The sequence below is a fragment of the Pseudomonas sp. LBUM1652 genome, assembly GCF_059716105.1.
Map to the genome: position 1 here is coordinate 2,251,061 of NZ_CP166804.1, position 22,408 is coordinate 2,273,468.

The 22,408-nt window shown below is 57.9% G+C and carries 16 protein-coding genes; 15 read left to right on the forward strand and 1 reads right to left on the reverse strand.

The window, feature by feature from the left end:
* The first annotated feature begins 99 nt into the window (after positions 1–99).
* The 14 genes from ACA069_RS10090 to ACA069_RS10155 all read left to right on the forward strand — a co-directional run bounded on the left by ACA069_RS10090 (position 100) and on the right by ACA069_RS10155 (position 20,329).
* Positions 100–2,520, forward strand: a complete 2,421-nt coding sequence (locus tag ACA069_RS10090; protein WP_497617291.1) for a fimbria/pilus outer membrane usher protein — start codon at positions 100–102, stop codon at positions 2,518–2,520.
* Between the two features lie 46 nt (positions 2,521–2,566).
* Complete coding sequence (locus ACA069_RS10095; RefSeq protein ID WP_497617293.1) at positions 2,567–3,313, forward strand: fimbrial biogenesis chaperone; 747 nt, start codon at positions 2,567–2,569, stop codon at positions 3,311–3,313.
* A 29-nt stretch (positions 3,314–3,342) separates the two neighbouring features.
* A complete protein-coding gene (locus ACA069_RS10100) occupies positions 3,343–4,326 on the forward strand; it encodes a fimbrial protein (protein ID WP_497617295.1) in 984 nt (327 codons plus the stop codon).
* A 148-nt stretch (positions 4,327–4,474) separates the two neighbouring features.
* Complete coding sequence (locus ACA069_RS10105; protein WP_497617297.1) at positions 4,475–5,662, forward strand: EAL domain-containing response regulator; 1,188 nt, start codon at positions 4,475–4,477, stop codon at positions 5,660–5,662.
* 153 nt (positions 5,663–5,815) lie between these two features.
* Positions 5,816–6,442: a response regulator transcription factor gene (locus tag ACA069_RS10110; RefSeq protein ID WP_187676899.1), complete on the forward strand. Its 627-nt coding sequence runs from the start codon at positions 5,816–5,818 to the stop codon at positions 6,440–6,442.
* The gene (locus tag ACA069_RS10115; protein ID WP_497617299.1) at positions 6,443–10,090 is read left to right on the forward strand and encodes a transporter substrate-binding domain-containing protein; all 3,648 of its coding nucleotides are present in this window, start codon (positions 6,443–6,445) and stop codon (positions 10,088–10,090) included.
* A gap of 261 nt (positions 10,091–10,351) precedes the next feature.
* Positions 10,352–10,765 (forward strand): DUF4398 domain-containing protein, encoded by a 414-nt coding sequence (locus ACA069_RS10120; protein WP_497617301.1) that lies wholly within the window; start codon positions 10,352–10,354, stop codon positions 10,763–10,765.
* Positions 10,766–10,775: 10 nt separating this feature from the next.
* Positions 10,776–11,549, forward strand: coding sequence for an OmpA family protein (locus ACA069_RS10125; protein ID WP_497617302.1), 774 nt, complete (start codon positions 10,776–10,778; stop codon positions 11,547–11,549).
* Between the two features lie 269 nt (positions 11,550–11,818).
* A complete protein-coding gene (locus ACA069_RS10130) occupies positions 11,819–13,972 on the forward strand; it encodes an autotransporter outer membrane beta-barrel domain-containing protein (protein WP_497617303.1) in 2,154 nt (717 codons plus the stop codon).
* 163 nt (positions 13,973–14,135) lie between these two features.
* Positions 14,136–14,525 carry a hypothetical protein gene (locus ACA069_RS10135; RefSeq protein WP_497617305.1) on the forward strand — a complete coding sequence of 130 codons (390 nt, stop codon included), beginning with the start codon at positions 14,136–14,138 and terminating at the stop codon, positions 14,523–14,525.
* 93 nt (positions 14,526–14,618) lie between these two features.
* A complete protein-coding gene (locus tag ACA069_RS10140; RefSeq protein ID WP_489878712.1) occupies positions 14,619–15,827 on the forward strand; it encodes an EAL domain-containing response regulator in 1,209 nt (402 codons plus the stop codon).
* A gap of 90 nt (positions 15,828–15,917) precedes the next feature.
* Positions 15,918–16,340: an ANTAR domain-containing protein gene (locus ACA069_RS10145; protein WP_497617307.1), complete on the forward strand. Its 423-nt coding sequence runs from the start codon at positions 15,918–15,920 to the stop codon at positions 16,338–16,340.
* A 133-nt stretch (positions 16,341–16,473) separates the two neighbouring features.
* Complete coding sequence (locus tag ACA069_RS10150) at positions 16,474–17,100, forward strand: response regulator (protein ID WP_401265637.1); 627 nt, start codon at positions 16,474–16,476, stop codon at positions 17,098–17,100.
* A 37-nt stretch (positions 17,101–17,137) separates the two neighbouring features.
* Complete coding sequence (locus ACA069_RS10155; protein WP_497617309.1) at positions 17,138–20,329, forward strand: transporter substrate-binding domain-containing protein; 3,192 nt, start codon at positions 17,138–17,140, stop codon at positions 20,327–20,329.
* Between the two features lie 4 nt (positions 20,330–20,333).
* On the opposite strand, the gene dkgB is transcribed toward ACA069_RS10155, so the two are convergent.
* Positions 20,334–21,137: a 2,5-didehydrogluconate reductase DkgB gene (dkgB, locus tag ACA069_RS10160; RefSeq protein ID WP_497617311.1), complete on the reverse strand. Its 804-nt coding sequence runs from the start codon at positions 21,135–21,137 to the stop codon at positions 20,334–20,336.
* A 370-nt stretch (positions 21,138–21,507) separates the two neighbouring features.
* Between dkgB and ACA069_RS10165 the strand changes: the two genes are divergently transcribed.
* A complete protein-coding gene (locus ACA069_RS10165; protein ID WP_489878715.1) occupies positions 21,508–22,374 on the forward strand; it encodes a pirin family protein in 867 nt (288 codons plus the stop codon).
* The last annotated feature ends 34 nt before the right edge of the window (positions 22,375–22,408 follow it).

Sequence of the window (22,408 nt, forward strand, 5' to 3'; positions counted from 1 at the left end):
GTATCGATTGTTTTAAGAAAAAGGGGCGATAGCCCCTTTTTTCTTATCTGTCAGAGCACTGTTTAAAGGGTATTGCCCGTGTACTGCCGCACACTTTTTGTGTCTTGCGTATTGATCACCTCTGCGCGTTATTCCAATGCTGTGGAGTTCAATTCGGAGTTTCTGAATATTGATCGTAAAGACAATATCAGCCTCGGACAGTTTACCCATGCCCAATACACCGTTCCCGGCAGTTACTTGCTGGATATCACGGTCAATCAGCGTTACTTCGGTAACCGTTCCATTGAATTCAAAAGTGCTGACGATCCGCAGGAAAGTCACGCCTGCCTGCCGGAAGAGTTAGTGGCGATGTTCGGTTTGAAACCGGATGTATTGAAGGGCCTGCCAAGATTAGCTGGCGGCCAGTGCGTTGATTTGCGCGGGATCGACAACGCCAGCATCAAGTACATCAAAAGTCTGGGCCGGCTCTCGATCAGTCTGCCGCAGGCGACGTTTGAATATGACGATCCCAATTACATTCCCCCGGCTGCCTGGAGCGAGGGGCTGGACGGCGCATTGCTTGATTACCGAGTGATCGCCAACAGCCGCCAGTCCACGGCGTCCGGAGACTCCCGTTCGTTGCAAAGTTACGGCACCGCCGGGTTGAACATTGACGCCTGGCGGATTCGTGCCGATTACCAGGCCCGGCAAGAGTCCGGTAACCAGAGCGGCGACATCAATAGCAAAGCGTTCCAGTTGAACCGTCTCTATGCCTATCGCGCCTTGCCGGCCATTCGCTCGAAACTGTCGGTAGGCGAAGACTATTTGAACTCCGATGTGTTCGATACGTTTGCGCTGCGTGGTGCCACGCTGAGCAGTGACGACCGCATGCTGCCGCCCAGTTTGCGCGGTTATGCGCCGTTGATCAGTGGTTTGGCGCGGACCAACGCGACCGTGACCGTGTCGCAGCAGGGTCGGGTGTTGTACTCGACCATGGTGACTCCCGGCGCATTCAGTATTCAGGATTTGAACAGCAGCGCCCAAGGCACGCTGGACGTCACCGTGCGCGAAGAGGACGGCACCGAGCAGACCTTCACGGTCACCACTGCGGCGGTACCGTTTCTGTCCCGCGAGGGCGAGTTGCGCTACAAGGTCTCGGCCGGGCAGCCGCGACTCAACGGCGCCGGCGGCACCGAACCAGGGTTTATTGCATCAGAGATTGCCTACGGTTTGCCACGGGACTGGACGGTGTATGGCGGTGTGCTCGCCGCTTCGGATTACCTGTCGGATGCCATCGGCGTCGGTAAGGATCTCGGGGTGTTCGGCGCCTTGTCGGCAGACGTCACCACGTCGCGGGCCAAGCTGCGCTGGAGTGGCGAAACGGTGGTGGGTAATTCGTATCGGATCAACTACTCCAAGCGTTTCGATGACATTGGCACAGACCTGCGGTTTCTCGGCTACCGCTTTTCCGACAAGACGTTTACCAACTTCTCGCAGTTTGTCGGCGACCCTGATTCCTATTCGCTGAACTCGGGCAAGCAGCGTTATTCGGTGACGCTGGCCAAGCATTTTTCCTGGCTGTCGACGAGTGTCTCCTACGACCATTCCACCTATTGGGATGCGGCGCCTTCCGAGCGTTTCGGTTTGTCGCTGGCACGCAGTTTTTCCATCGGCAACGTCAAGAACATCAACGCCAACCTGTCGGCCTATCAAACCCGCAATACGCGGCAGAACGATTCGCAGATCTATCTTGGGATTTCCATTCCGCTGGGCGGTAACTCGATGCTGTCGAGCAATATGCAGCGCTCGGGGACCGGAGCGTCGTCGGGCAACGTCGGTTATAGCCATGACGACGGCGATGGCCTGAATTATCAGGTGTATGGCGGGATCGGTGACAACCGCTACGTCAACGCTTATGTCGGCAAACGAGCATCCACCTATCGCGCCAACGCTTCTGCTACCATCGATGGCAGCACCTACCGTTCGCTGACCGGCGAGTTCGACAGTTCGCTGGTCGCCACCCGCTATGGCGTGTCGGCCCATGGCAACGGTTCGAATGGCGATACCCGGTTGCTGGTGTCGACCGAGGGTGTGCCGGACGTGGCGTTCAGTGGTCAGACCCGCTCCAACCAGGCCGGCTACGCGGTGATGGACGGTTTGCCATCGTTCCAGGCCTATGAAGCGCGGATCAATATGGAAAAGTTGCCGCTCAACACCGAAGTTTCCAACCCGGTGCAGCGTCTGGCGCTCACCGAGGGTGCTATCGGCTATGTCAATTTTTCCACTGCCCGTGGGCGTAACGCCTACGTGACGTTAACCCGAGCGGATGGCAAACCGGTGCCTTTCGGCGCGTCGGTGCAGGACAAACACACAAACAAGGAAGTAGGCATCGTCGGTGAAGCCGGGGTGACTTATCTGCTGGGCGTCAAAACGCAGGCTGAGTTGGTTGCGGTGTGGGACGACGTCAATCGTTGTGCCCTGGCCGCACTGCCTGAGGAAGACGTCGTGACCAACATCGCCAAACCCGTGCGCTGCCTTTAATCCGGGCCCGAAGTTGACTCGGCCCTTATCCTTGCGGAGAACCTTCATGCAATCTCTTTCATTGTCCACAACACGTGGTTTGTTCAATCGATTGGGCCTCATTGCAGGCCTGTGCGTGCCGTTGTTGGCGAACGCGGCCGTGGTGCCGGATCGAACGCGAATCGTGTTCGAGGAGAGCGCGCCGTCGGTAAGCGTCACGCTCAGCAACAAGAACGCGCAGTTGCCCTTTGTCGTGCAGTCGTGGATCGAAAACGAAGCTGGCCAAAAGGTCACGACGCCGTTCATGATGCTGCCGCCATTGCAGCGCATTGAACCCAGTGAAAGCAGCGTGCTGCGCATCGTGAAACTGCCTGAGCTGGCCTTGCCCAAAGATCGCGAGTCGGTGTTTTACCTTAACGTGCGCGAGATTCCACCCAAGACCCAGGCCGTCAATTCGATGCAGATCGCCTTGCAGTCGAAAATCAAGCTGTTCTATCGCCCGGCCTCGGTCAAACGCGAACGTGGCGACGATCTGGCATTGGGCCTGAAGCTGAAAATCGATCCGGGCAGCAAACAGCTTTTGGTGGACAACCCGACGCCATTCCACATCACCGTTGTCGGGTTGCTGGCCGGTGAGCAAAAGACTCGGATGCCGATCGACACCATCATGATCGCGCCCTACGCCAACGCGCGTTTTCCATTGACCAGCAACGCGCTTACCTCGCTGCGGGTATCGAACATGAACGACTTCGGTGGGCAGACCGATACGCTGTTCAATTGCGTGGCAAACGTCTGCACGGGCGTCAAACCATGAAGCGCACGCAGCTCAGGCTTTGTCTGGCGATGCTGTTGCTGATGTTTTCTCAGGCGTCCTGGGCGATGTTGTGTAAATCGTTGAATGACGGTTCCTACCTGAGCGAATACATCGGCCCGGTGTCGGTGCCCGATACAGTGCCGGACGGCACGATCATCTGGCGCTCGAAAACGCATGTGGTGCCCGCCAAGTGCTTTAAGGTTCACGACATCCATTTTGCCGAAGACGATCCGATTTATTTCTACGGCAACCCGGCCGGATTGAACGCGACGCCCTGGGGTATCGAATTCGGTCTGGTGTACAAGGGGGTGACAGCCTGGGACGGTGACTGGAGCGCCAACCCCACCCAAGGGGTGAATACCGGTTTTGTTTCACGGGGCTGCCCGTCTGCCACCAATGATGCAGAGATGTTGCCGTGTTCGTTGGTCAGTCCGAGCATCGCGTTTCAGGTGGTCATCCGCAAACGCGGGCTGTTACCGCTGCAGCGGCCCTCACAAGATACGTACGACGTATTCCAGTTCGACGGGTTGTATGGACTCAATGGCGGGCCGGGCAACCCATTCGGCAATTTCCGCTTTCAACTCAGCGGCCTGCAAAATATTGTCGGGACGGCTTGCAGTGTTGATGTAACGGTAACTCCGGAGCCTGGAATCGTCGATTTCGGGATCATCCAGAAAACCGCCACCGGCCTCTCTCCGCCCAATCCGACTCGGCCGTTCAGCCTGGCGCTGGAGAAAAGATGCAGCACAGCGATCAACCTGGGCGCCACATTGGTCACGACTCAGCAGCAGGGTGATTACACGATTGTGCCGGCCAGTGATAGCCAGTTCGGCATTCAGGTGCGGGACTCACGCAATCAATTGGTGCCGATCAACGAACCTTTTCCGCTGGTCAACTTTCCGCCGGACGTGACTCATATCGACCTCCCGTTCAGTGCTTCGGTCGTATCGCTGGGCGATCCCAAGGTGGGGCCTTTCGAAGCGATCATGGTAGTGCAGATCATCTATTACTGAGGCAGGTGGCCGGCGCCAACGCCGACATTTTTTTGCACGTGCTGTCTCTGGGAAATTTCCTACATGACTGTCGGATAAGTCCTTCGCAGCATGCTCTCGGCTGTCGCCAATATGCCTGCTCTCAGGTCGATTAAGCGATGAATTGACGATGGCCTCCCCACGTATTCTGGTGTTGGAAAATCAAGGTTTTGCGCGCAGCGTGCTGGTGAAGATGTTGCAGCGTCTTGGCGTACACGACGTGGTACAAGCCACGGATGGCGAACATGCGATGGTGCAGATGCACCTGTATGGCGGCGTCGACATCGTGCTATGCGACCTGACCGATCGCGGGCTCGATTGCCTTGAGTTTCTGCGGCGCGCCAGTCAAAGCGGCATGGTACGCGCGGTGGTGCTATGCAGCGAATTGCAACCGGAGTTGCATCGTGCGCTGGGGCAAATGCATTCGCTGGCCGGGCTGCAACTGCTCGGGATACTCCGTCGGCCGATTCAACTGCGCTCGCTGCATCGTCTCTTGCACCGCTTCAGTCTCGCTCGTGCAGTGCCAGTGCCGAACGTGCTACGCAAAGAACTGCCCACTGAAGAAGAGGTGCGTCGCGGGCTTGCGTTGGGGGAGTTTCGTGCCTGGTTTCAGCCGCAGATAGAACTCCAGACCGGCACCGCCGTCGGGTTCGAGGCGCTTGCTCGATGGCAACATCCGTCGCGGGGTGTGTTGCTGCCCAGTGAGTTCCTGGCGGCAGTGCTGGCGTATGACTTGATTGATCAGATGTTCAAAAGTCTGCTGGAGCAGGGCTTGAGCCTGATGGGGATCTTGCGTCGCCAAGGCGTCAACCTGACGCTGGCGTTCAACCTGCATGCCTCGCAACTGGCAAGCGGTGAACTGATCGAGCACATCAAACGGGCACTCGAGCGACATGCCTTCAAGGGTTCGAGGCTGATGTTCGAACTGGCGGAAAACGGCTTGCTCGACAGCGCCCCCGGCATCCATGAAAACCTGCTGCGATTGAGGCTGTTGGGCTGCGGTTTGTCGGTCGATGACTTCGGCGTGGGCTTCTCTTCGCTCAAGCTGCTTTGCCGGCTACCCTTCAATCAGATCAAGCTCGATGGACGCTTTGTTCAGCGCCTGGATCGTCAACGCAATCGCGCCATGGTGACCTGCACACAGGGGCTGGCGCAGTCGCTGGACATGAGGCTGGTGATTGAGGGCGTCAGCAGTTTGCGGATTCGTGAGGGCCTGCTTGAACTGGGTTGTGACACTGGTCAGGGGTTTCACTTGGCCCGGCCCATGACTGGGCACGATCTGCTGCAATGGCTGGAAGCAATGGAGAATGCACGGTGAATACTTCAGGGTTTACTCCGATGTATTTGCAGAAATTTCCTATACTTCATTCGCGCTCGTGTATTTTTGCTGCACGCACCGAATGGCTTGCTGTAACACTCACACTCATGGCCTTGACGATGTCGTTTGCCGGCGTGCTTTCCAGAGGTTTTTATGCTTAAAGCGATAGTTGTGGACGATCATCCGTTCATTCGCTCTTCGGTCAAGATGCTGCTCAAGCAGGAACAGTTCGAGGTCGTGGCCGAGGCAGACAACGGCGCCGATGCTGTGCAACTGGCCCGTGAATACGCCCCGGATCTGATTGTTCTGGATATCGCCATGCCCAAGCTCGATGGGCTGGAAGTGATTTCGCGCATCAGTGCACTGGGGCTGTCGAGCAAGATTCTGGTACTGACCTCGCAGTCGGCGCTGTTCTATTCCATGCGCTGCATGAAGGCCGGCGCCGCTGGCTATATCTCCAAGACCAACGACCTCGATGAGCTGATCAAAGCCATCAAGGCCGTGATGGACGGCTATACCTTCTTTCCCAATCTGGCCACCAGTTCGGTGCGGCGCAGCGATGTCGATACCTCTGATCTGGAACTGATCCAGAGCTTGTCCGATCGTGAGTTGGCGATCCTGCAACAGTTGTCCAACGGCCTGAGCAACAAAGAAATCGGTGAAGCGATGCTGCTGAGCAACAAAACCGTCAGCACTTACAAGACCCGGCTGATCGAGAAGCTCAAGGTCAAATCGGTGGTGTACCTCGCCGATTTCGCCAAGCGCAATAACCTTGTCTAGATGAATATTTCTTTCAAAAAGTACCTGGCGGGCCTGCTGCTGTCTGGCTTGCTGGTAGCTGGCAGTGCCTTTGCAGCTGCGCCTGAAACAATGCAGTTGCTTGGGCGTTCGACGGTCGATGAATACTCGGTTTCACTCGACGAGGCGGACTGGAACTGGTTGCGGCACCGCAAAACTCTGTTGCTGGGTGCTTCGGCTCCCGATTACTCACCGTTTGGCATTACCACCAATGACAATGACTACGAAGGTCTGACGGCCGACTATGCGCAATTGATCGCTCAGTTGCTGCATATCAAGGTCGAGGTGCGTCGTTTTGAATCGCGTACCGAGGTGCTGGCTGCGCTCAAAAGCGGTGAGATTGATTTGCTTGGCACCGCTAATGGTTACGAGGCGGTCGATCCCGACCTGGCGATGTCCCATCCGTACGCCGACGATCAGCCGACGTTGCTGACCCGTATCGGCGACAACCAGAACCTGCCGGTGGATCTGGCTGGCAAGCGCGTGGCGATGCTCTATCACTATTTGCCGCCAGAAGTGGTGAAGGCGTTCTATCCCAAGGCCATCATTCAGTTGTACCCCTCGACCTTGAGCGCTATCGGTGCGGTGGCGTTCAGCCAGGCGGACGTGTACTTGGGTGACTCGATCAGCTCCAATTACCTGATCAGCAAGAATTACCTCAATAACGTGCAGCTCAGTGATTTCTCGCGGATGGAAGTGCAGCCATTCGGCTTTGCCGTGAGTCGTGGGAATGACCGACTGTTGCGTATCCTCAATACGGCGCTGGACACAATTCCGACCAGTGAGCGCATGAGCATTTTGCGCCGTTGGAGTTCGGGGGGCGCGACCATGCCCGGGCGACAGATTCTGCATTTCAGCGTCAGCGAGCAACGCTGGCTGGAGCGTCATCCCCGGATAAGAGTGGCGATCAACGAGAATTTTCTACCGCTGACGTTCTTCGACAGTGAAGGCAATTTTCGAGGCATCAGTGCCGATGTCCTGGCCAAGGTCAGTCTGCGCACTGGCCTGAAGTTCGACGTACAACGGGCCGAGTCGGTCAGTGACCTTATTGATCGGGTGACCAGCGGCGAGGCTGACATGCTCGCCGCGTTTACCCCCAGTACCGAGCGTGAAGGCGCTTTGCGTTTCACCCGGCCTTACCTGACCAACCCGTTTGTATTGGTCACGGCCAGCGGCGATGCCAATCCCCAGACCCTGGATCAAATGGCCGGCAAGCGTTTGGCGTTGATTCGCGGCAACGTGTTGCGCGAATACCTTGTGGAGCAGTTCCCTCAGGTGCACCTGGTGACGGCGCAAAATGCTGCCGACGCGATGAACATGGTCGCGCAGGGCGAAGTCGACGGCGCGATCAACTCTTTGATCAATGCCCGCTACTTGATCTCCCGCCAGTATCGCGGTCGGTTGCAAGTCACCAGCACCGTGGGGACTCAGCAGGCGCGCATCGCGCTGGCCACCAATCGTGGTGCGCTGGAGTTGTACTCGATTCTCGACAAGGCGCTGTTGAGCATCTCCCCTGAAGAAATGGATGAACTGACCAACCGCTGGCGTACCGAAGTTGTGGTCGACGACAGCTATTGGTTGCGCCACCGCAGCACGATCATTCAAGGGTTCGTCATTGCCGGTGTCTTGCTGCTGGTAGCGTTCGGCTGGATTGCTTACCTGCGCATGCTGATGCGCAAGCGGCGTCAGGCTGAAATCGCCCTCAACGACCAGATGGAGTTCATGCGCGTGTTGATCGACGGCACGCCGCACCCGATTTATGTCCGCGACCGCGAAGGACGGCTGGTGACTTGTAACAGCGGTTACCTGCAAGTATTTGGCGTTGAGCGCGAAGCAGTGATCGGCAAAACCGTGACTGACGGTGTGCTGAGTGACACTGTCGAAGCGCAGGGCTTTGCCAACGATTACCGGCAAGTCATGGATGAAGGCGTGCCCCGAATTGAGGATCGCAGGCTCAGTTTGGCAGACGGTCGTGTCCTGACTATTTATCACTGGATGCTGCCTTACCGTGGCAGTGATGGCGAAGTCAGCGGCATGATTTCCGGCTGGATCGACGTCAGCGAACGCCAGCAACTGTTGCACGAACTGCGCATCGCCAAAGATGGCGCCGATGATGCCAACCGCGCCAAGACCACGTTCCTGGCGACCATGAGTCACGAGATCCGCACGCCGATGAATGCCGTGATCGGGATGCTTGAACTGGCCATGAAAAAAGCCGATCAGGGCGTCATGGATCGTTTCGCCATCGAGGTGGCCTCGGGCGCGGCGCGGGGCTTGCTCGATCTTATCGGCGACATTCTCGACATCGCACGGATCGAATCCGGCCGTTTGTCGCTGGCGCCGGAACGGGCCAATCTGCGTGAGCTGATCGAGTCGGTGGTGCGGATATTCGAAGGCTTGGCGCGACAGAAACAACTGCGCCTGCAACTGGATCTGGATGCGCTGGCCAACGCAGACGTATTGATCGATCCGCTGCGCTTCAAGCAAGTGCTGTCGAATCTGTTGAGCAATGCGATCAAGTTCACCGAGGTGGGCCACGTCGTTTTGCGCGTGCGGGTCGAATCTGCTGCTGACCAGGATCGGTTGGCGCTATGCCTGCGGGTCGAAGACAGTGGTCGCGGAATATCCGTCGAAGATCAGCAACGGCTGTTCACGCCGTTCACGCAGGCTGGCAACCATGGCCAGTCTGCGCAGGGCGGTTCCGGGTTGGGGCTGGTGATCAGCCGCACCTTGTGCGAAATGATGGGCGGCACGCTGACGATGCACAGTCAGTTGGGGCAGGGCACGCAGATTGAGGTGCGCCTGAGTTTACCCACCCTCCAGCCCCAGGCCCGCGTTGTGGTAGCCGAGATTGAACCGGTGACGGTCAGTCGGGCGCTGAATATCCTGGTGATCGATGACTATCCGGCCAACCGTTTGTTGTTGTCTCAACAGCTGACTTATCTGGGGCACCGGGTCACGGACGCTGAAGATGGCGCCCATGGTTTGCGGGCCTGGCGCAACGAGACTTTCGATGTAGTCATCACCGATTGCAACATGCCGATCATGAACGGCTACGAGTTGGCGCGGGCGATACGCGACGAAGAGGGTGCACGAGCGTTACCGCGCAGCCTGGTACTGGGTTTCACCGCCAATGCACTGGCTGAAGAAAAGGTGCGTTGCGCGGAAGCGGGCATGGACGATTGCCTGTTCAAGCCCATCAGCCTCAAGGATCTGAATGCGCGTCTGGCCTCTGTCACGCCTCACGACCGGCCTGCAACTGAAGGTGAGGATAGCGGCGTGGCGGACGGCGGCGCTGATTTTGACCTGAGCAGTCTTGAGCAACTGACCCGCGGAGACCGGGCGTCAATCAAGAGCCTGCTGAAGGATCTGGCCACCAGTAATGACGACGACATGGCCAAACTCATGCGTCTGTTTACGCAGCATGATTTGCCAGGATTGGCGGATCTTGCACACCGGGTCAAAGGTGGCGCACGGATTATCAAGGTGCAGTCACTGATCGAGGCCTGTGAGGCCTTGGAAGCCGCCAGTGAAGGTCTGGATTCGGCGGTGTTGATCGAGGCGGTGGACGCCCTGCAGCAGGCCATGGAACACCTCGCCGCGCAATTGGAAACCTACTTGGCGAACTGATCGCGGTTCGCTGGATTTTTTACGATTTGAACGTCGATATTTGCGAATTTTCCTACATTCGCCAATGCCCCTCTCTCGCTAACGTGCCGTGGTGTCAGCCGAAGGCTGATTCAGACAACGGGCGACCGATATGGACTGTCAGCGCAACGCTGACGGCCCCTATCGAAGCGCCGCACGCAACGAGCAGGGTCACTGATTCTCGGTAACGCCGACCCCCTTCACGCTGCGTGTCATCCCACTTTTTATTGTTTGGAGCAGTTGATGAACTTTCAACATCTGTCTTCCCGTGCGCGACTTTCGGTCAGCGTGCTGGTTGTCGCGGCAGCTTTGAGTGCCTGTGCCAGTGCACCGATTCCGGAGCAACAGATTTCGCTGTCCAAAGATGCGGTCAATCGTGCCGTTTCGGCAGATGCGACCCAATATGCCCCGCTGGAAATGAAGGCAGCGCAGGACAAGATGTTCCTGATGGAGCGCGCCTTGGGCGAAAAAAATTACCCACAAGCCAAAGTGCTGGCTGAGCAGATCGAAGCTGACGCCAACCTGGCCGAACGCAAGTCGCGGGCTGTGAAGTGGCAGAAGCAATTGTCAGACGCCCGCAGCGGCATCCAGGTGCTCAAGCAGGAAATGCTGCAAGACCCGGTCACCGGTTTCAATCCGCCTGCCAGTGCTCAATAAGGAAAACCCCATGCAGACTTTCAAATTACTGCCAGCCGTTTCCCTGTTTGCCCTGATGCTCGGCGGTTGCGCCACACCGCCGGAAAACCCGCAATTGCTGCAAGCCCGTGCGCAATTTGTCGCGCTGCAACAAAAAGCCGAGTCAAACACCCTCGCGGCGATCGAAACCAAGGACGCGTTCACTGCGCTGAACAAGGCCGATCAGGCTTCCCTCAAGGATCGTCAGGCGCCGGACGTTGATCAGTTGGCCTATCTGGCCAGCCAGAAAATTGCTCTGGCCGAGCAGACCATTGTCGGTCGCCAGGCAGAAGCCGACCTGAAGAAAATCGACGCCGAACGCACTCAGGTGCAGCTTGATGTCCGTACCCAGCAGCTCAAGGCCCTGCAAGCACTGAAAGCCAAAAAGACTGATCGGGGTGAGGTAGTGACCTTCGGTGACGTGCTGTTCGATACCGGCAAGGCTGATTTGAAATACGGCAGTCAGCGTCAGTTTCAGCAACTGGCCGATTTTCTGGCCAGCAACCCGGAGCGCAAGGTGCGGGTGGAAGGCTTCACCGACAACGTCGGTAACGAAGCCGCCAATCAGGTGTTGTCCGAGCGCCGCGCGGACTCTGTCGCCAGTGCGCTGTCGCAATTGGGAGTGGATCGTCGGCGTATCGTGACCCAGGGATTCGGCGAGGAATTCTCGGTGGCCGATAACGGTAGCGCGACAGGCCGCCAGCAAAATCGGCGGGTCGAAGTGATCCTGTCGAATGGGGCCGAGGAGGTGGGCGAGCGTCACTGATCGCGCCAATGAAGCCTGTTACCCGCTCTCCTTTGAGGAGCGCGGGTTTGCTGCAAAAGGAGCATTTTCGCTAGACGAATGCTTTTAATACCGCTCATGCGCTTCGGAAATTTCCTACAAACCTAGGGAAATTTCCTACTCAGAAAGTTCTCTTCGATCTCTAAATTACAGACCTCAACTGAGCCGCCGGCCTTCCGTCAGTCGTTGCTCAGCCCCTATGCCATTGGCATTTCCACTGCCGACTCGGCAGTACGAATGAGGTACTGAACATGAAGACGATCAACTCCAAACAGAATCCAGCACTGACGCTTTCGCCCCTTGCCCTGGCCATCTTCCTGTTGCTGCCGGCACACGCGAATGCGTTCACTTCATCCGTTAACAGTGGTGCTGTAGTCGATGGTGAAACCGTGGTCGGTGGCACGCAGAATATCGGCACCAACGGTACGGCAAACAACACGTTGATCGAAGTCACCGGGACGCAGACGGTTTTTCAGAACGGTGTGTCGAATGACGCTACTGTCAACGGAGTCCAGGATGTTCAGAGTGGCATCGCCAACCGCAGCATCGTCAATGCCGGCGGCTCACAGAAGGTGGGCATCGCCAGTGTGGCCAACGACACAATTCTGAACGGTGGCGCGCAGACGGTGCAAAACCCGACAGGGCGGGCCAACCGTACAGTGATCAATCAGAATGGCGTGCAGACCGTCACGCTCATGGGCACTGCTGCTGACACGGTCATCAACAACGGCGGCCTGCAGGTAGTGACCAATAAGGGTGTTGCGAACGACACTCAGGTCAACAGCGGCGCAGAGCAGAGCCTGCAAAGGGGCATGCTCGGCGGCGTGGTGGCAACCAATACACGCATCGACGGTGGCTTACAGAGTGTCTATGACACCGCCACGGCCAACAACAGCACCGTGAGCAATGGCGGGCGGATCAACCTGTACCAGGGCGCACAGGCCAATGGGTTGGTAGCGGAGGCGGGGGGCACCGTCAATATCATGGAGGACGGTGTAAAAACCGTTGATTCCCTGACCCTCAATGGCGGCAGCCTGGCCTTCGTACCGAGCGCTGATGGCAGCTTCAAGACGTTCACGGTCAACGCTTTGTCCGGCAGCGGCAGCATCTTGATGAACACCGATATTGCCAGTCAGCATGACGACTTGCTGGTGGTGCAGGGCGCGGGAATGGCCAGTGGCGATCACACGCTGATCGTAGGGGACTCGGGCCGCGAACCGACATCTATGGATGGACGTCTGGTGTTAGTGGACACCAATGGCGGCAGTGCGAAGTTTGGACTCCACGGTGGTCATGTCGATGCCGGCGCGTTCCGCTACACCTTGCAGCAACAGGGTGATGACTGGGTGCTGGCCAGTGGCGGCAGCCTTCCTGTGGATCCTGTAACGCCTGTCGATCCCGAAAAGCCTGTGGATCCGGTGACGCCTGTCGATCCAGCAAAACCGCTGGATCCGGTGACGCCACCGACTCCGGTCAATCCACGACCCGAAAACCTCTCCAAGGGCACTAACGCCGCCATCGCCGCGCATACGGCAGGCGCCAGTCTGTGGAGTGCGCAAATGAATGCGCTGGTCAAACGTCTGGGCGAATTGCGCATGGGGCAGGACGATGGTGGTATCTGGACGCGTGCTATCGGTAAGCGCTTCGATGTCAGCGAACACTCCAGCCGTGCTTACACCCAGGACGTCAGTGGTCTGGAAATCGGTGCCGACAAAGCGTTTGCTGTCGAGAGTGGCAAAGTCTATGTCGGTGCAATGGTCGGCACGGCCCGTTCGGATCTGGACTTCGGCGAAGGCGCCTCGGGTGAAATCGACAGCCGCATGTTCGGGATCTATGCCACCTACCTGAACGATAACGGCGTCTATGTCGACAGCGTGTTGAAGTACAGCCGCTTCGATAACGACATCAAAACCCCGAGCAATCTGGGCGAGTCGGTAAAAGGTTCCTACAGCACCAACGGTGTCGGTGCAGACATCGAGATCGGTAAACGCATCGCGCTCAAAGATGGCTGGTTCGTTGAGCCGCAGGTCGAACTCACGGCCACCCAGACCCAGGGGGCGAGCTATACCGCCAGCAACGGTCTGCGGGTCAAGACCGATAATCTGGACTCGTTGCAAAGTCGCGTCGGTTCGCTCTTTGGTCGCAGTCTGGAACTGAGTAACGGTATGAAAGCTCAGCCATACGTCAAAGCGTCCTACATTACCGAGCACGCGGGTAGCGGCAAGGTCACCGTCAACGGCAATAAATTTGATGCCGAATTGCCAGGTAGCCGTGTGGAAGTCGGATTCGGTGGCGTGTTGCAAGTCACGGAGAAAAGCAAGATTTCCCTGGATGCCGAGTACGCCAAGGGCAACGGTATCGAGCAGCCATTCGGTGTGAGCCTGGGTTATCGCTATCTTTGGTAAGAAAAAAGGCCGCGTCGGGTAGTCCCGACGCGGCTTTGTTGTGGGATTCAGGATGTATTCGGATCGCTTTTCAGAACTTTCTTACATAGATCGTCGAGCCTTTTGGTTAGCGTGACCTGACCCGAGCCTCATGCTCTGATCTTCACGCCATTGTTGAAATCTCATGCCTTACAAATGCTGGCGAATCCTGATCGCCGAAGACCAGCCTTATCTGCGTGTCAGAATCGAGAAGTCTCTCAAGGAACTGGGTTGCCGCAGGCTCACAACCGCGCAGTCCTTTCGGGAGCTGCTTGGCCTGACTCATTACTCGCACGATCCTTTCGAAGGCTTTGAACTGATGATCATCAACGGCGAACTATTAGCGGCTACGGGGATTGATCCGGTGCGATTTTTCCTCAGCAATCCGCAGATCCGCCACGGTTTGATCCATGACGCACGTCGAGGGCAGCCGAAGGCGGAGACGATTTATGCCAGCCAGCAACGTCAATTGAACCTGATTCGCACGCCCGACCGGCAGTCCATGGACGCCGTGCTGGTGTCTCTTAATGCTTAGGAAAACTCCTACACATTTTTGGATCTTTCCTAGAGTGTTTAGTCCTCTGATTTTTGAAAATTGTCTTGCCCCTCAAGAGATGAGTCGATCGCCATGCCTACTTTGCCGCTCCGTGTCCTGGTTCTAGAAGATCATACTTTCCAGCGTTCCGTCGCGGTGAGCATGCTCCAGGCGTTGGGCTGCCAAGAGGTGTTCGAGGCCAGTGACGGCGCCCAGGCACTGGCGGTGCTGGAAGCAGTCGGGCAGGTGGATATTGCTCTGTGCGACTTGCAAATGGAGGGCATGGACGGTCTGGAGTTTTTGCAGCGGGTGGGTGCGTCGGGGCAGGTCAAGTCGGTCATCATCAGCAGCTCGTTGTCGGCGGATCTGTGTCGGGCGGTGCATCAAATGGTGACGCTGCTCGGACTGGAGTTGTTGGGCGATGTGGGTAAACCGCTGGATGCGCAGGTGTTGCATGATTTGTTGAAAAAGGCCCTTGCCAAACCGGTCAGCCAGCAGCCACCGATCAGCGCAAGCCCACTGGCCAGCGAAGACGCGGTGCGCGAGGCACTGGCGCAGCGGCAGTTAAAGGCCTGGTATCAACCCAAATTCAATCTGCAGACCGGCGAGGTCTGTGGTGTCGAAGTCCTGTGCCGCTGGCAGCACCCGACGAGGGGGATCATTCCGCCTGCGGTGTTCATGCCTGTGCTGGAGCGATGCGGCTTGCTCGACGAGTTGCTGTTTTGCCAAATAGATGAAGCGTTGACTTTGCAGACCAGTGCCAGGGCGCAAGGCTTTGTGTTGAACATCGCGTTCAATTTGCAGGCTTCTCAACTCGCCAACAGTGATCTGACGGCTGCCATCAGGCACATTCTGGTCAGTCATGCGGCACCCGGTTCAAGTCTGACCTTCGAACTGACTGAAAGCGGCCTGCTGGAAGCGCCGGCTACCAGCCTGGAAAGTCTGGTGCGCTTGCGCATGATGGGCTGCCGCTTGTCCATTGATGATTTCGGTGCCGGGTTTTCCTCGTTGCAACGCTTGTGTCAACTGCCGTTCAACGAAATCAAACTTGATGCCGATTTCGTGCGCAACCTTGAGCACGAACCGCGCTGCCGTGCGGCTATCAGCAGCACCCTGGCGCTCGGCGAAACTCTCGGCATGGCCGTGGTGATCGAAGGAATTGAAACCGATGCACAGCGCCTTCAATTGCTGGGGTTGGGCTGTACGCAGGGGCAGGGGTACTGGTACGCGCGACCGATGGCCGGGGACGATTTTCTCGCCTGGCTGCATCGGCGCAATGATCGTGAGGCCTCGGATCAATGAGCGTTTTTTTAGGAATAGTCCTACAGAGTCCGTTACGAAGCTTGCGTAGTCTTGCCGCTTCTCGAAACCGTAACCACCAGGAGATCGAGCATGATCAATAAAGCCCTGCGTATCCTGATCGCCGACCCACAGCATTTCCACCGGCTGAAAATCGAGCGTCTGCTAAACGGCCTCGACTACTTTCGCGTGGCGCCGGTGCAGAGCCTCGCCGAGCTGCTGACGCTGGTGGACTATGGGTGTGAACCGTTCGATGTCGTGATCATCAACGCCGAACTGGCAGCAGGCACGCTGGATTTGTTGGGTTTTCTTCTTGATAACCCACAGGTGCGTCATGCGTTGATCTACAACGAACCCTCGGCGCCGCTGCAAGTGGTTTCAGGCTTCGCGCAGGAAAACGTGCAGATCAATCATGCGGCGTTGCCCAATGCGCAGGCGATCAGGCACTTGATGTCGATCGTCGACGTTCCCCAGTTGCAGCAGCAACGGCCCGCGCAGCGCCGGGCTTACGCATAGAAAAACGTTTATCGCAACTGTCAGACCTGACAGGTGCTTCATTTGCCGTTCCGTGTAACAGTCTCTGCGCAGCCACTGAGTCTGGATCAACCCATACCGGCGGTCATCGTTAACTGTTGCACCGGGAGTGCTCATGAAGTCAGCGCTGATCGTCGACGATCATCCAGTGGTGCGCGCCGCCATCCGCATCGTGCTGCAAGCCGAAGGGTTCAAGGAAATCTACGAAGCCTCCAATGGTAATGAGGTGCTGGCGTTGATCCGCGAGCACAAACCCCGTCTGGTGATACTCGACCTGCATTTGCCGGCACCTGATGGGCTGGATGTGCTGGTGCGGATTAGGGCCAACGACCTTGATTGCCGGGTCCTGGTGTTCAGTTCCCATGACCCCTTGTTTTACCAGGAGCGCTGTTTACGCGCCGGGGCAATGGGCTACGTGACCAAAACCAATCAGTTGCAACAACTGCATAAGGCCATTCAAGCGGTGATGTCGGGTTACACCTATTTTTGCGCGCTGCCGGATAACGTCAGCGTGTTGAACGCAGTGCAGTCCACGGAAAAACAGATGATCGATCAACTCTCTGATCGCGAGCTGAGCATTTTCGTACAACTGGGGCAGGGCAAGGCCAACAAGGCGATTGCCGAGGACATGCACCTTAGCCACAAGACCATCAGTACCTACAAAACCCGTTTGATGAAGAAACTAGGGGTCTGTTCAGCAGTGCACTTGCGCGATTTCGCCAAGCGCAATCATTTGATCTGAGCCAGCAAACATGAGCCTCGCAGGGCGGGTGTGCTGGATGTGGCTGAGCCTTGTGGCCACCTGCGGGGCGACGGATGCGTCGCAAGTGCTGGAAGTGCTGACCCGCGCCGGGCCGGAGGATATTCAGGTTCGCCTGGACGAACCGGACCGCCAATGGTTGCGTCAACACGCAGTGTTGCGCATGGGCATTTCCGGGCCGGATTACCCACCGTTCGAAATCACCCGCAATCAGCATGAACTGGAAGGGCTCACGGCCGACTACGCTGATCTGCTCGCCCAGTTGCTCGGTCTCCGGATCGAAGTCCGGCGCTTTGCCGACCGGGATGCATTGATGGCTGCGCTGAAACGCGGCGAGTTGGATCTGCTGGGCACGTCCAACAGTTTTGAGTCGGCCGACCCGGCATTCATTCTGTCCCGTGCCTATGCCGAGGATCAGCCGATGCTGGTGAGCCGCCTCGACGAAGCCTTGCCGGTGGACCTGGCAGGCAAGCGCGTCGCCATGGTCGAAGACTATCTGCCGCTGGCGAGTGTGCAGGCGTTCTACCCCGAGGCGAGCGTGCAACGGTACTCTTCGGCGATGGATGCGCTCGGCGCAGTGGCGTTCGGCACTGATGATGTTTATCTGGGCGACTTCATCAGTGCCAATTACTTGATCAACACCAATTATCGCAACGACCTGCAATTGGCCGGGCCGTCAGGGCTGGATGCCAATCCGTTCGGCTTTGCGTTGTTGCGCAGCGATGTGCGCCTCAAACGCGTCATCGACAAGGCGTTACTGGCCATTCCCATGGAGCGTCGACAACGTATCGAGCAGCGCTGGAGTGCCGGTGTTGCCGATATGGCCGAACAGTCCCGGGTGCAACTCAGTGCCGCCGAGTTGCAATGGCTGGATCAACATCCTGTGGTGCGGGTCGGCGGCATTGGAGATTTCGCGCCACTGACTTTTTTTGATGCCGATGGCCGCTTCAGCGGGCTTTCGGCGCAACTGCTGAACTTGATCAGCCAGCGTAGCGGGCTTAATTTCGAGATCGTGCGCGGGGATTCGCTGGATCGTCAGATCGAGCAACTGAAGGCGGGTGAACTGGACGTGCTGCCGGTGGTGACGCCCAGCAGCGAACGTGAAACCGAACTGCAATTCACCCGGGCCTACCTGAACAATCCGTTTGTGCTGGTCAGTGCATTAACGGCGCAGAGTCCGCGCAATCTGGATGATCTGGAGGGTAGACGCCTGGCGATTTATCGCGGCCATCCGTTGCGTGGTTATCTGCAGGAGCGCGTACCTCGATTGCGCTTCATCGAAGTCAAGAGCCCCGCCGAAGGTATGGAGTTGGTCGCCATGGGGCAGGCTGATGCCGTTGTGAGTTCGTTGGTGGTGGCCCGTTACCTGCTCGCCCGGCATTACCGCGAGCGTCTGCGCATCGCCAGCACGGTCGGCGATCAACCGGCCCGTATCGCGCTGGCCACAGCGCCGCAGGCGCTCATGCTGCATTCGATCCTGAACAAGGCACTGCTGAGCATTGCCCCGCAACAGATGGACGAACTGGTTGAGCGCTGGAGCCATGATGTGGTGGTGGAGGACAGCTACTGGCTACGTCATCGTCGCGAGATTTTCTTTGGCTTCGCCGGTGCGGCGGGCTTGCTGTTGCTGGCGCTGGGGTGGATCGGTTTTCAGCGTCGGCAGATCCGCCAGCGGCAGCAATGGTTGCAGCAATTGCAGCAGGCCAAAGAGGCGGCTGACGACGCCAATCGCGCCAAGACCACGTTTCTGGCAACCATGAGCCATGAAATCCGCACACCGATGAACGCGCTGATCGGCATGCTCGAACTGGCCCTGAAACGAGCAGAAGAGGGGGGGACTGATCGCCTGGCGATTCAGGTCGCGTCCAACGCCGGGCAACAACTGCTCGCCCTGATCGGCGACATTCTCGACATCGCGCGTATTGAAACCGGGCATTTGTCCCTCGCCCCGGAACGGGCGAACTTGCGTGAACTGGTGGTATCGGTCTGCCGGGTGTTCGAGGGGCTGGCGCGGCAGAAACGCTTGCTGTGGCACATCGAACTCGATGCGCACAGCGACGTCGATGTGTTGATTGACCCGACGCGCTTCAAGCAGGTGCTGTCGAATCTGCTGAGCAACGCGATCAAGTTCACCGAAAACGGCGAAGTGAGTCTGCGCCTTGGTGTGACGCCATTGTCGGCCGAGCGACTGGCCGTGAAAGTGGTTATCGAAGACAGCGGAATCGGCATCAGTGCGCAGGATCGGCAACGGCTGTTCAGTCCGTTCGTGCAGGCGAGCAATCACGCGCAATCGGTGCGCAGCGGTTCCGGACTGGGCCTGGTGATCAGTCGCAGTCTGTGCGAAATGATGGGCGGCGCAGTGCGCCTCGACAGTGAGCCTGGCCGTGGGACGCAAGTTACAGTCAGTCTTGAGTTGCCTCTGTTGGACGCACTCGCACAAAAGCCTCCCGCCGCTGAAACGCCCGGTGCGACTGCGTGTTCACTGAGCGTTCTGGTGGTGGACGATCATCCGGTCAACCGTTTGTTGCTGTGCTGGCAGTTGAGTGAACTCGGGCATCGTACGGTCGACACCGAGGACGGCCATTCAGGGCTGGAGCGTTGGCGTGCGCAGCTGTTCGATGTGGTGATCACCGACTGCAACATGCCGCGACGCAATGGCTATGAATTGGCACGGACCATCCGTGATGAAGAGGTCGCGAGCGGCCGGCCACCCTGCCTGATCCTCGGGTTTACCGCCAATGCGCAGATCGAGGAGAAACGTCGCTGCCTCGACGCCGGCATGGATGAATGTCTGTTCAAACCGATTCGCCTGCATGATCTGCAGCAGGCATTGAATGGCGCGAGCCACTGCGAGAGTGATGTCGACTCGAATGAGCAGATTGCTCTGACAGAAATCGACCTGAGTACGCTAGAGCAGATGGCCGGCAATGATCAATCGATGATCGAGCGCCTGCGCGGAGAAGTGCTGAACAGCCTGCATCTCGATCTGCAACGACTGGACAATCTGGGGCATGAGCATGACCGTGGAGGGCTGCGCGAGCTGGCTCATCACATCAAGGGTGGTGCGCAGATGGTCGGTGCCGCGCGCGTGGTTTCGGCATGCGCAGACCTTGAACAGGCTTGCCGCGAGGCCGAAGCCGTCGCGGTGATCATGGCACTCAATCAATTGCGCGAGGCCATGCAAAGCCTCGCGCAACGTCTTCGAGCCTGAGCCTTCAATCCCAGACGGGCGCAATGCCTTTCGGGCTGGTCAGACGATGGCCGCGATCCAGCGTGGCGATTTGCGCCATGTCGGCTTCGCTCAGCGTCAGTGCCGTGGCACCAAGGTTGCTTTGCAGGTTGGCGCGTTTGGTCGACGACGGGATCACCGCGTAACCCGATTGCACGGCCCAGGCGAGGGTGACTTGCGCCGGGGTGGCGTGCAGGCGTTGGGCGATCTGCTGGATCAGCGGATCCTTCAGCACTTCGCCGTAAGCCAGGGTCATGTACGAAGTGATCTGGATGCCCTGACTCTGGGCGAACTCGACCACTTTGCGATTTTGCAGGTACGGATGCAGCTCGATCTGGTTGGTCGCGATGTTGTCGGCGCCGACCGCAACAATCGCCTGTTTCATCAGGTCGATGGTGAAATTGGAAACACCGATCTGTCGGGTCAGGCCCAGGCGTTTGGCTTCCAGCAGCGCGCCCATGAATTCTTCGACCGGCACTTGGTTTTCCGGCGATGGCCAGTGGATGAGCGTCAGGTCGAGGTAGTCGGTCTGCAGTTTTTCCAGGCTTTCCCGGAGGCTGGCGATCAGGCGATCCTTGGCGAAGTTGGCGACCCAGATCTTGCTGGTGATGAACAGTTCTTCGCGAGGAATACCGCTGGCGGCGATGGCCGCGCCGACATCGGCTTCGTTTTCGTAAATCTGTGCGGTGTCGATGACCCGGTAGCCGAGCTCAAGGGCGGTGCTTACCGAGTCGATGACCACCTGGCCTTGCAAGCGAAACGTACCAAGACCGAAAGCGGGGACAGACATTGAGGACTCCAGGGTTGCAGTGGGAATGGGCAGGAGTATCCGCGTCTGCATCCGTGAGAAAAACCGTTGGTGTGGCAAAGCACTTTTGATCAAAAGTCATGAATCTTTTGCGGGAATTGTGTTGTCTGGCTGGCCTCTTCGCGGGCAAGCCCGCTCCCACAGGTTTCTCTGGTGTTCGCACAATCTGAGTTCACTGGAGATCCCTGTGGGAACCGGGCTTGCCCGCGATGGCGGCGCCTCGGTTTTGAATCTGTCCACGAGCTCACTGTTCTTCAGATAGAACAATGAAGCCGATTTTTGCCGTCTAGTGCATTAATCGTCATGGATTTAAGCTCAATCCATTGCGTCACTTACCCAATTGGAGCCCACCATGAAAAACATCATCGGTATCTACACCAGCCCGCGCGGCCATTGGGTCGGCGATGGGTTCCCGGTGCGGACACTGTTTTCCTACGACAACCTGGGCAAACACATCAGCCCGTTCCTGCTGCTCGATCACGCAGGGCCTGCCGAATTCACCCCGACCACCGAACGACGTGGCGTTGGTCAGCATCCACACCGTGGTTTCGAAACCGTGACGATTGTTTACGACGGTGAAGTGCAGCATCGCGACTCCACCGGCAGTGGGGGCACTATCGGCCCGGGCGATGTGCAATGGATGACGGCGGCTTCCGGGATCCTGCATGAAGAGTTCCATTCGGAAAACTTCGCCAAAACCGGCGGCAAACTGGAAATGGTTCAGCTGTGGGTCAACCTGCCGGCCAAGGACAAGATGGCCGAGCCGGGCTACCAGACCATTCTGGACAGCGAAATCCCGAGCATCGCGCTCACGAACGACGCCGGCAGCTTGCGTCTGATCGCCGGTGAGTTCGACGGTCACAAGGGGCCGTCGCGCACCTTCACGCCAATCGATGTGTGGGATCTGCGCCTGAACGCTGGCAAGTTGCTGACGCTGGATCTGCACGATGGCCGCAATACGGCGCTGGTTGTGCTTAAAGGCTCGGTGCAGATCAATGGACAGGAATCGGCGCAGCAAGGGCAACTGGTGTTGTTCGAACGCGATGGCCAGCAACTCACCCTCGAAGCCAGCCAGGATGCGGTGGTGTTGCTGCTCAGCGGCGAGCCGATCGACGAGCCAATCGTCGGTCACGGCCCGTTCGTGATGAACACCGAGCAGGAAATCCATCAGGCCTTCGCCGACTTCCAGTCCGGACGCTTTGGCCGGATGCACGGCTGACACTCACCCTGTAGGAGCTGCCGCAGGCTGCTCC

Coding starts and splice junctions, on each gene's coding strand:
- ACA069_RS10095 (WP_497617293.1), top strand. CDS start 2,567: ATGCAATCTCTTTCATTGTCCACAACACGTGGTTTGTTCAATCGATTG.
- ACA069_RS10100 (WP_497617295.1), top strand. CDS start 3,343: ATGCTGTTGCTGATGTTTTCTCAGGCGTCCTGGGCGATGTTGTGTAAA.
- ACA069_RS10105 (WP_497617297.1), top strand. CDS start 4,475: ATGGCCTCCCCACGTATTCTGGTGTTGGAAAATCAAGGTTTTGCGCGC.
- ACA069_RS10110 (WP_187676899.1), top strand. CDS start 5,816: ATGCTTAAAGCGATAGTTGTGGACGATCATCCGTTCATTCGCTCTTCG.
- ACA069_RS10115 (WP_497617299.1), top strand. CDS start 6,443: ATGAATATTTCTTTCAAAAAGTACCTGGCGGGCCTGCTGCTGTCTGGC.
- ACA069_RS10120 (WP_497617301.1), top strand. CDS start 10,352: ATGAACTTTCAACATCTGTCTTCCCGTGCGCGACTTTCGGTCAGCGTG.
- ACA069_RS10125 (WP_497617302.1), top strand. CDS start 10,776: ATGCAGACTTTCAAATTACTGCCAGCCGTTTCCCTGTTTGCCCTGATG.
- ACA069_RS10130 (WP_497617303.1), top strand. CDS start 11,819: ATGAAGACGATCAACTCCAAACAGAATCCAGCACTGACGCTTTCGCCC.
- ACA069_RS10135 (WP_497617305.1), top strand. CDS start 14,136: ATGCCTTACAAATGCTGGCGAATCCTGATCGCCGAAGACCAGCCTTAT.
- ACA069_RS10140 (WP_489878712.1), top strand. CDS start 14,619: ATGCCTACTTTGCCGCTCCGTGTCCTGGTTCTAGAAGATCATACTTTC.
- ACA069_RS10145 (WP_497617307.1), top strand. CDS start 15,918: ATGATCAATAAAGCCCTGCGTATCCTGATCGCCGACCCACAGCATTTC.
- ACA069_RS10150 (WP_401265637.1), top strand. CDS start 16,474: ATGAAGTCAGCGCTGATCGTCGACGATCATCCAGTGGTGCGCGCCGCC.
- ACA069_RS10155 (WP_497617309.1), top strand. CDS start 17,138: ATGTGGCTGAGCCTTGTGGCCACCTGCGGGGCGACGGATGCGTCGCAA.
- dkgB (WP_497617311.1), bottom strand. CDS start 21,137: ATGTCTGTCCCCGCTTTCGGTCTTGGTACGTTTCGCTTGCAAGGCCAG.
- ACA069_RS10165 (WP_489878715.1), top strand. CDS start 21,508: ATGAAAAACATCATCGGTATCTACACCAGCCCGCGCGGCCATTGGGTC.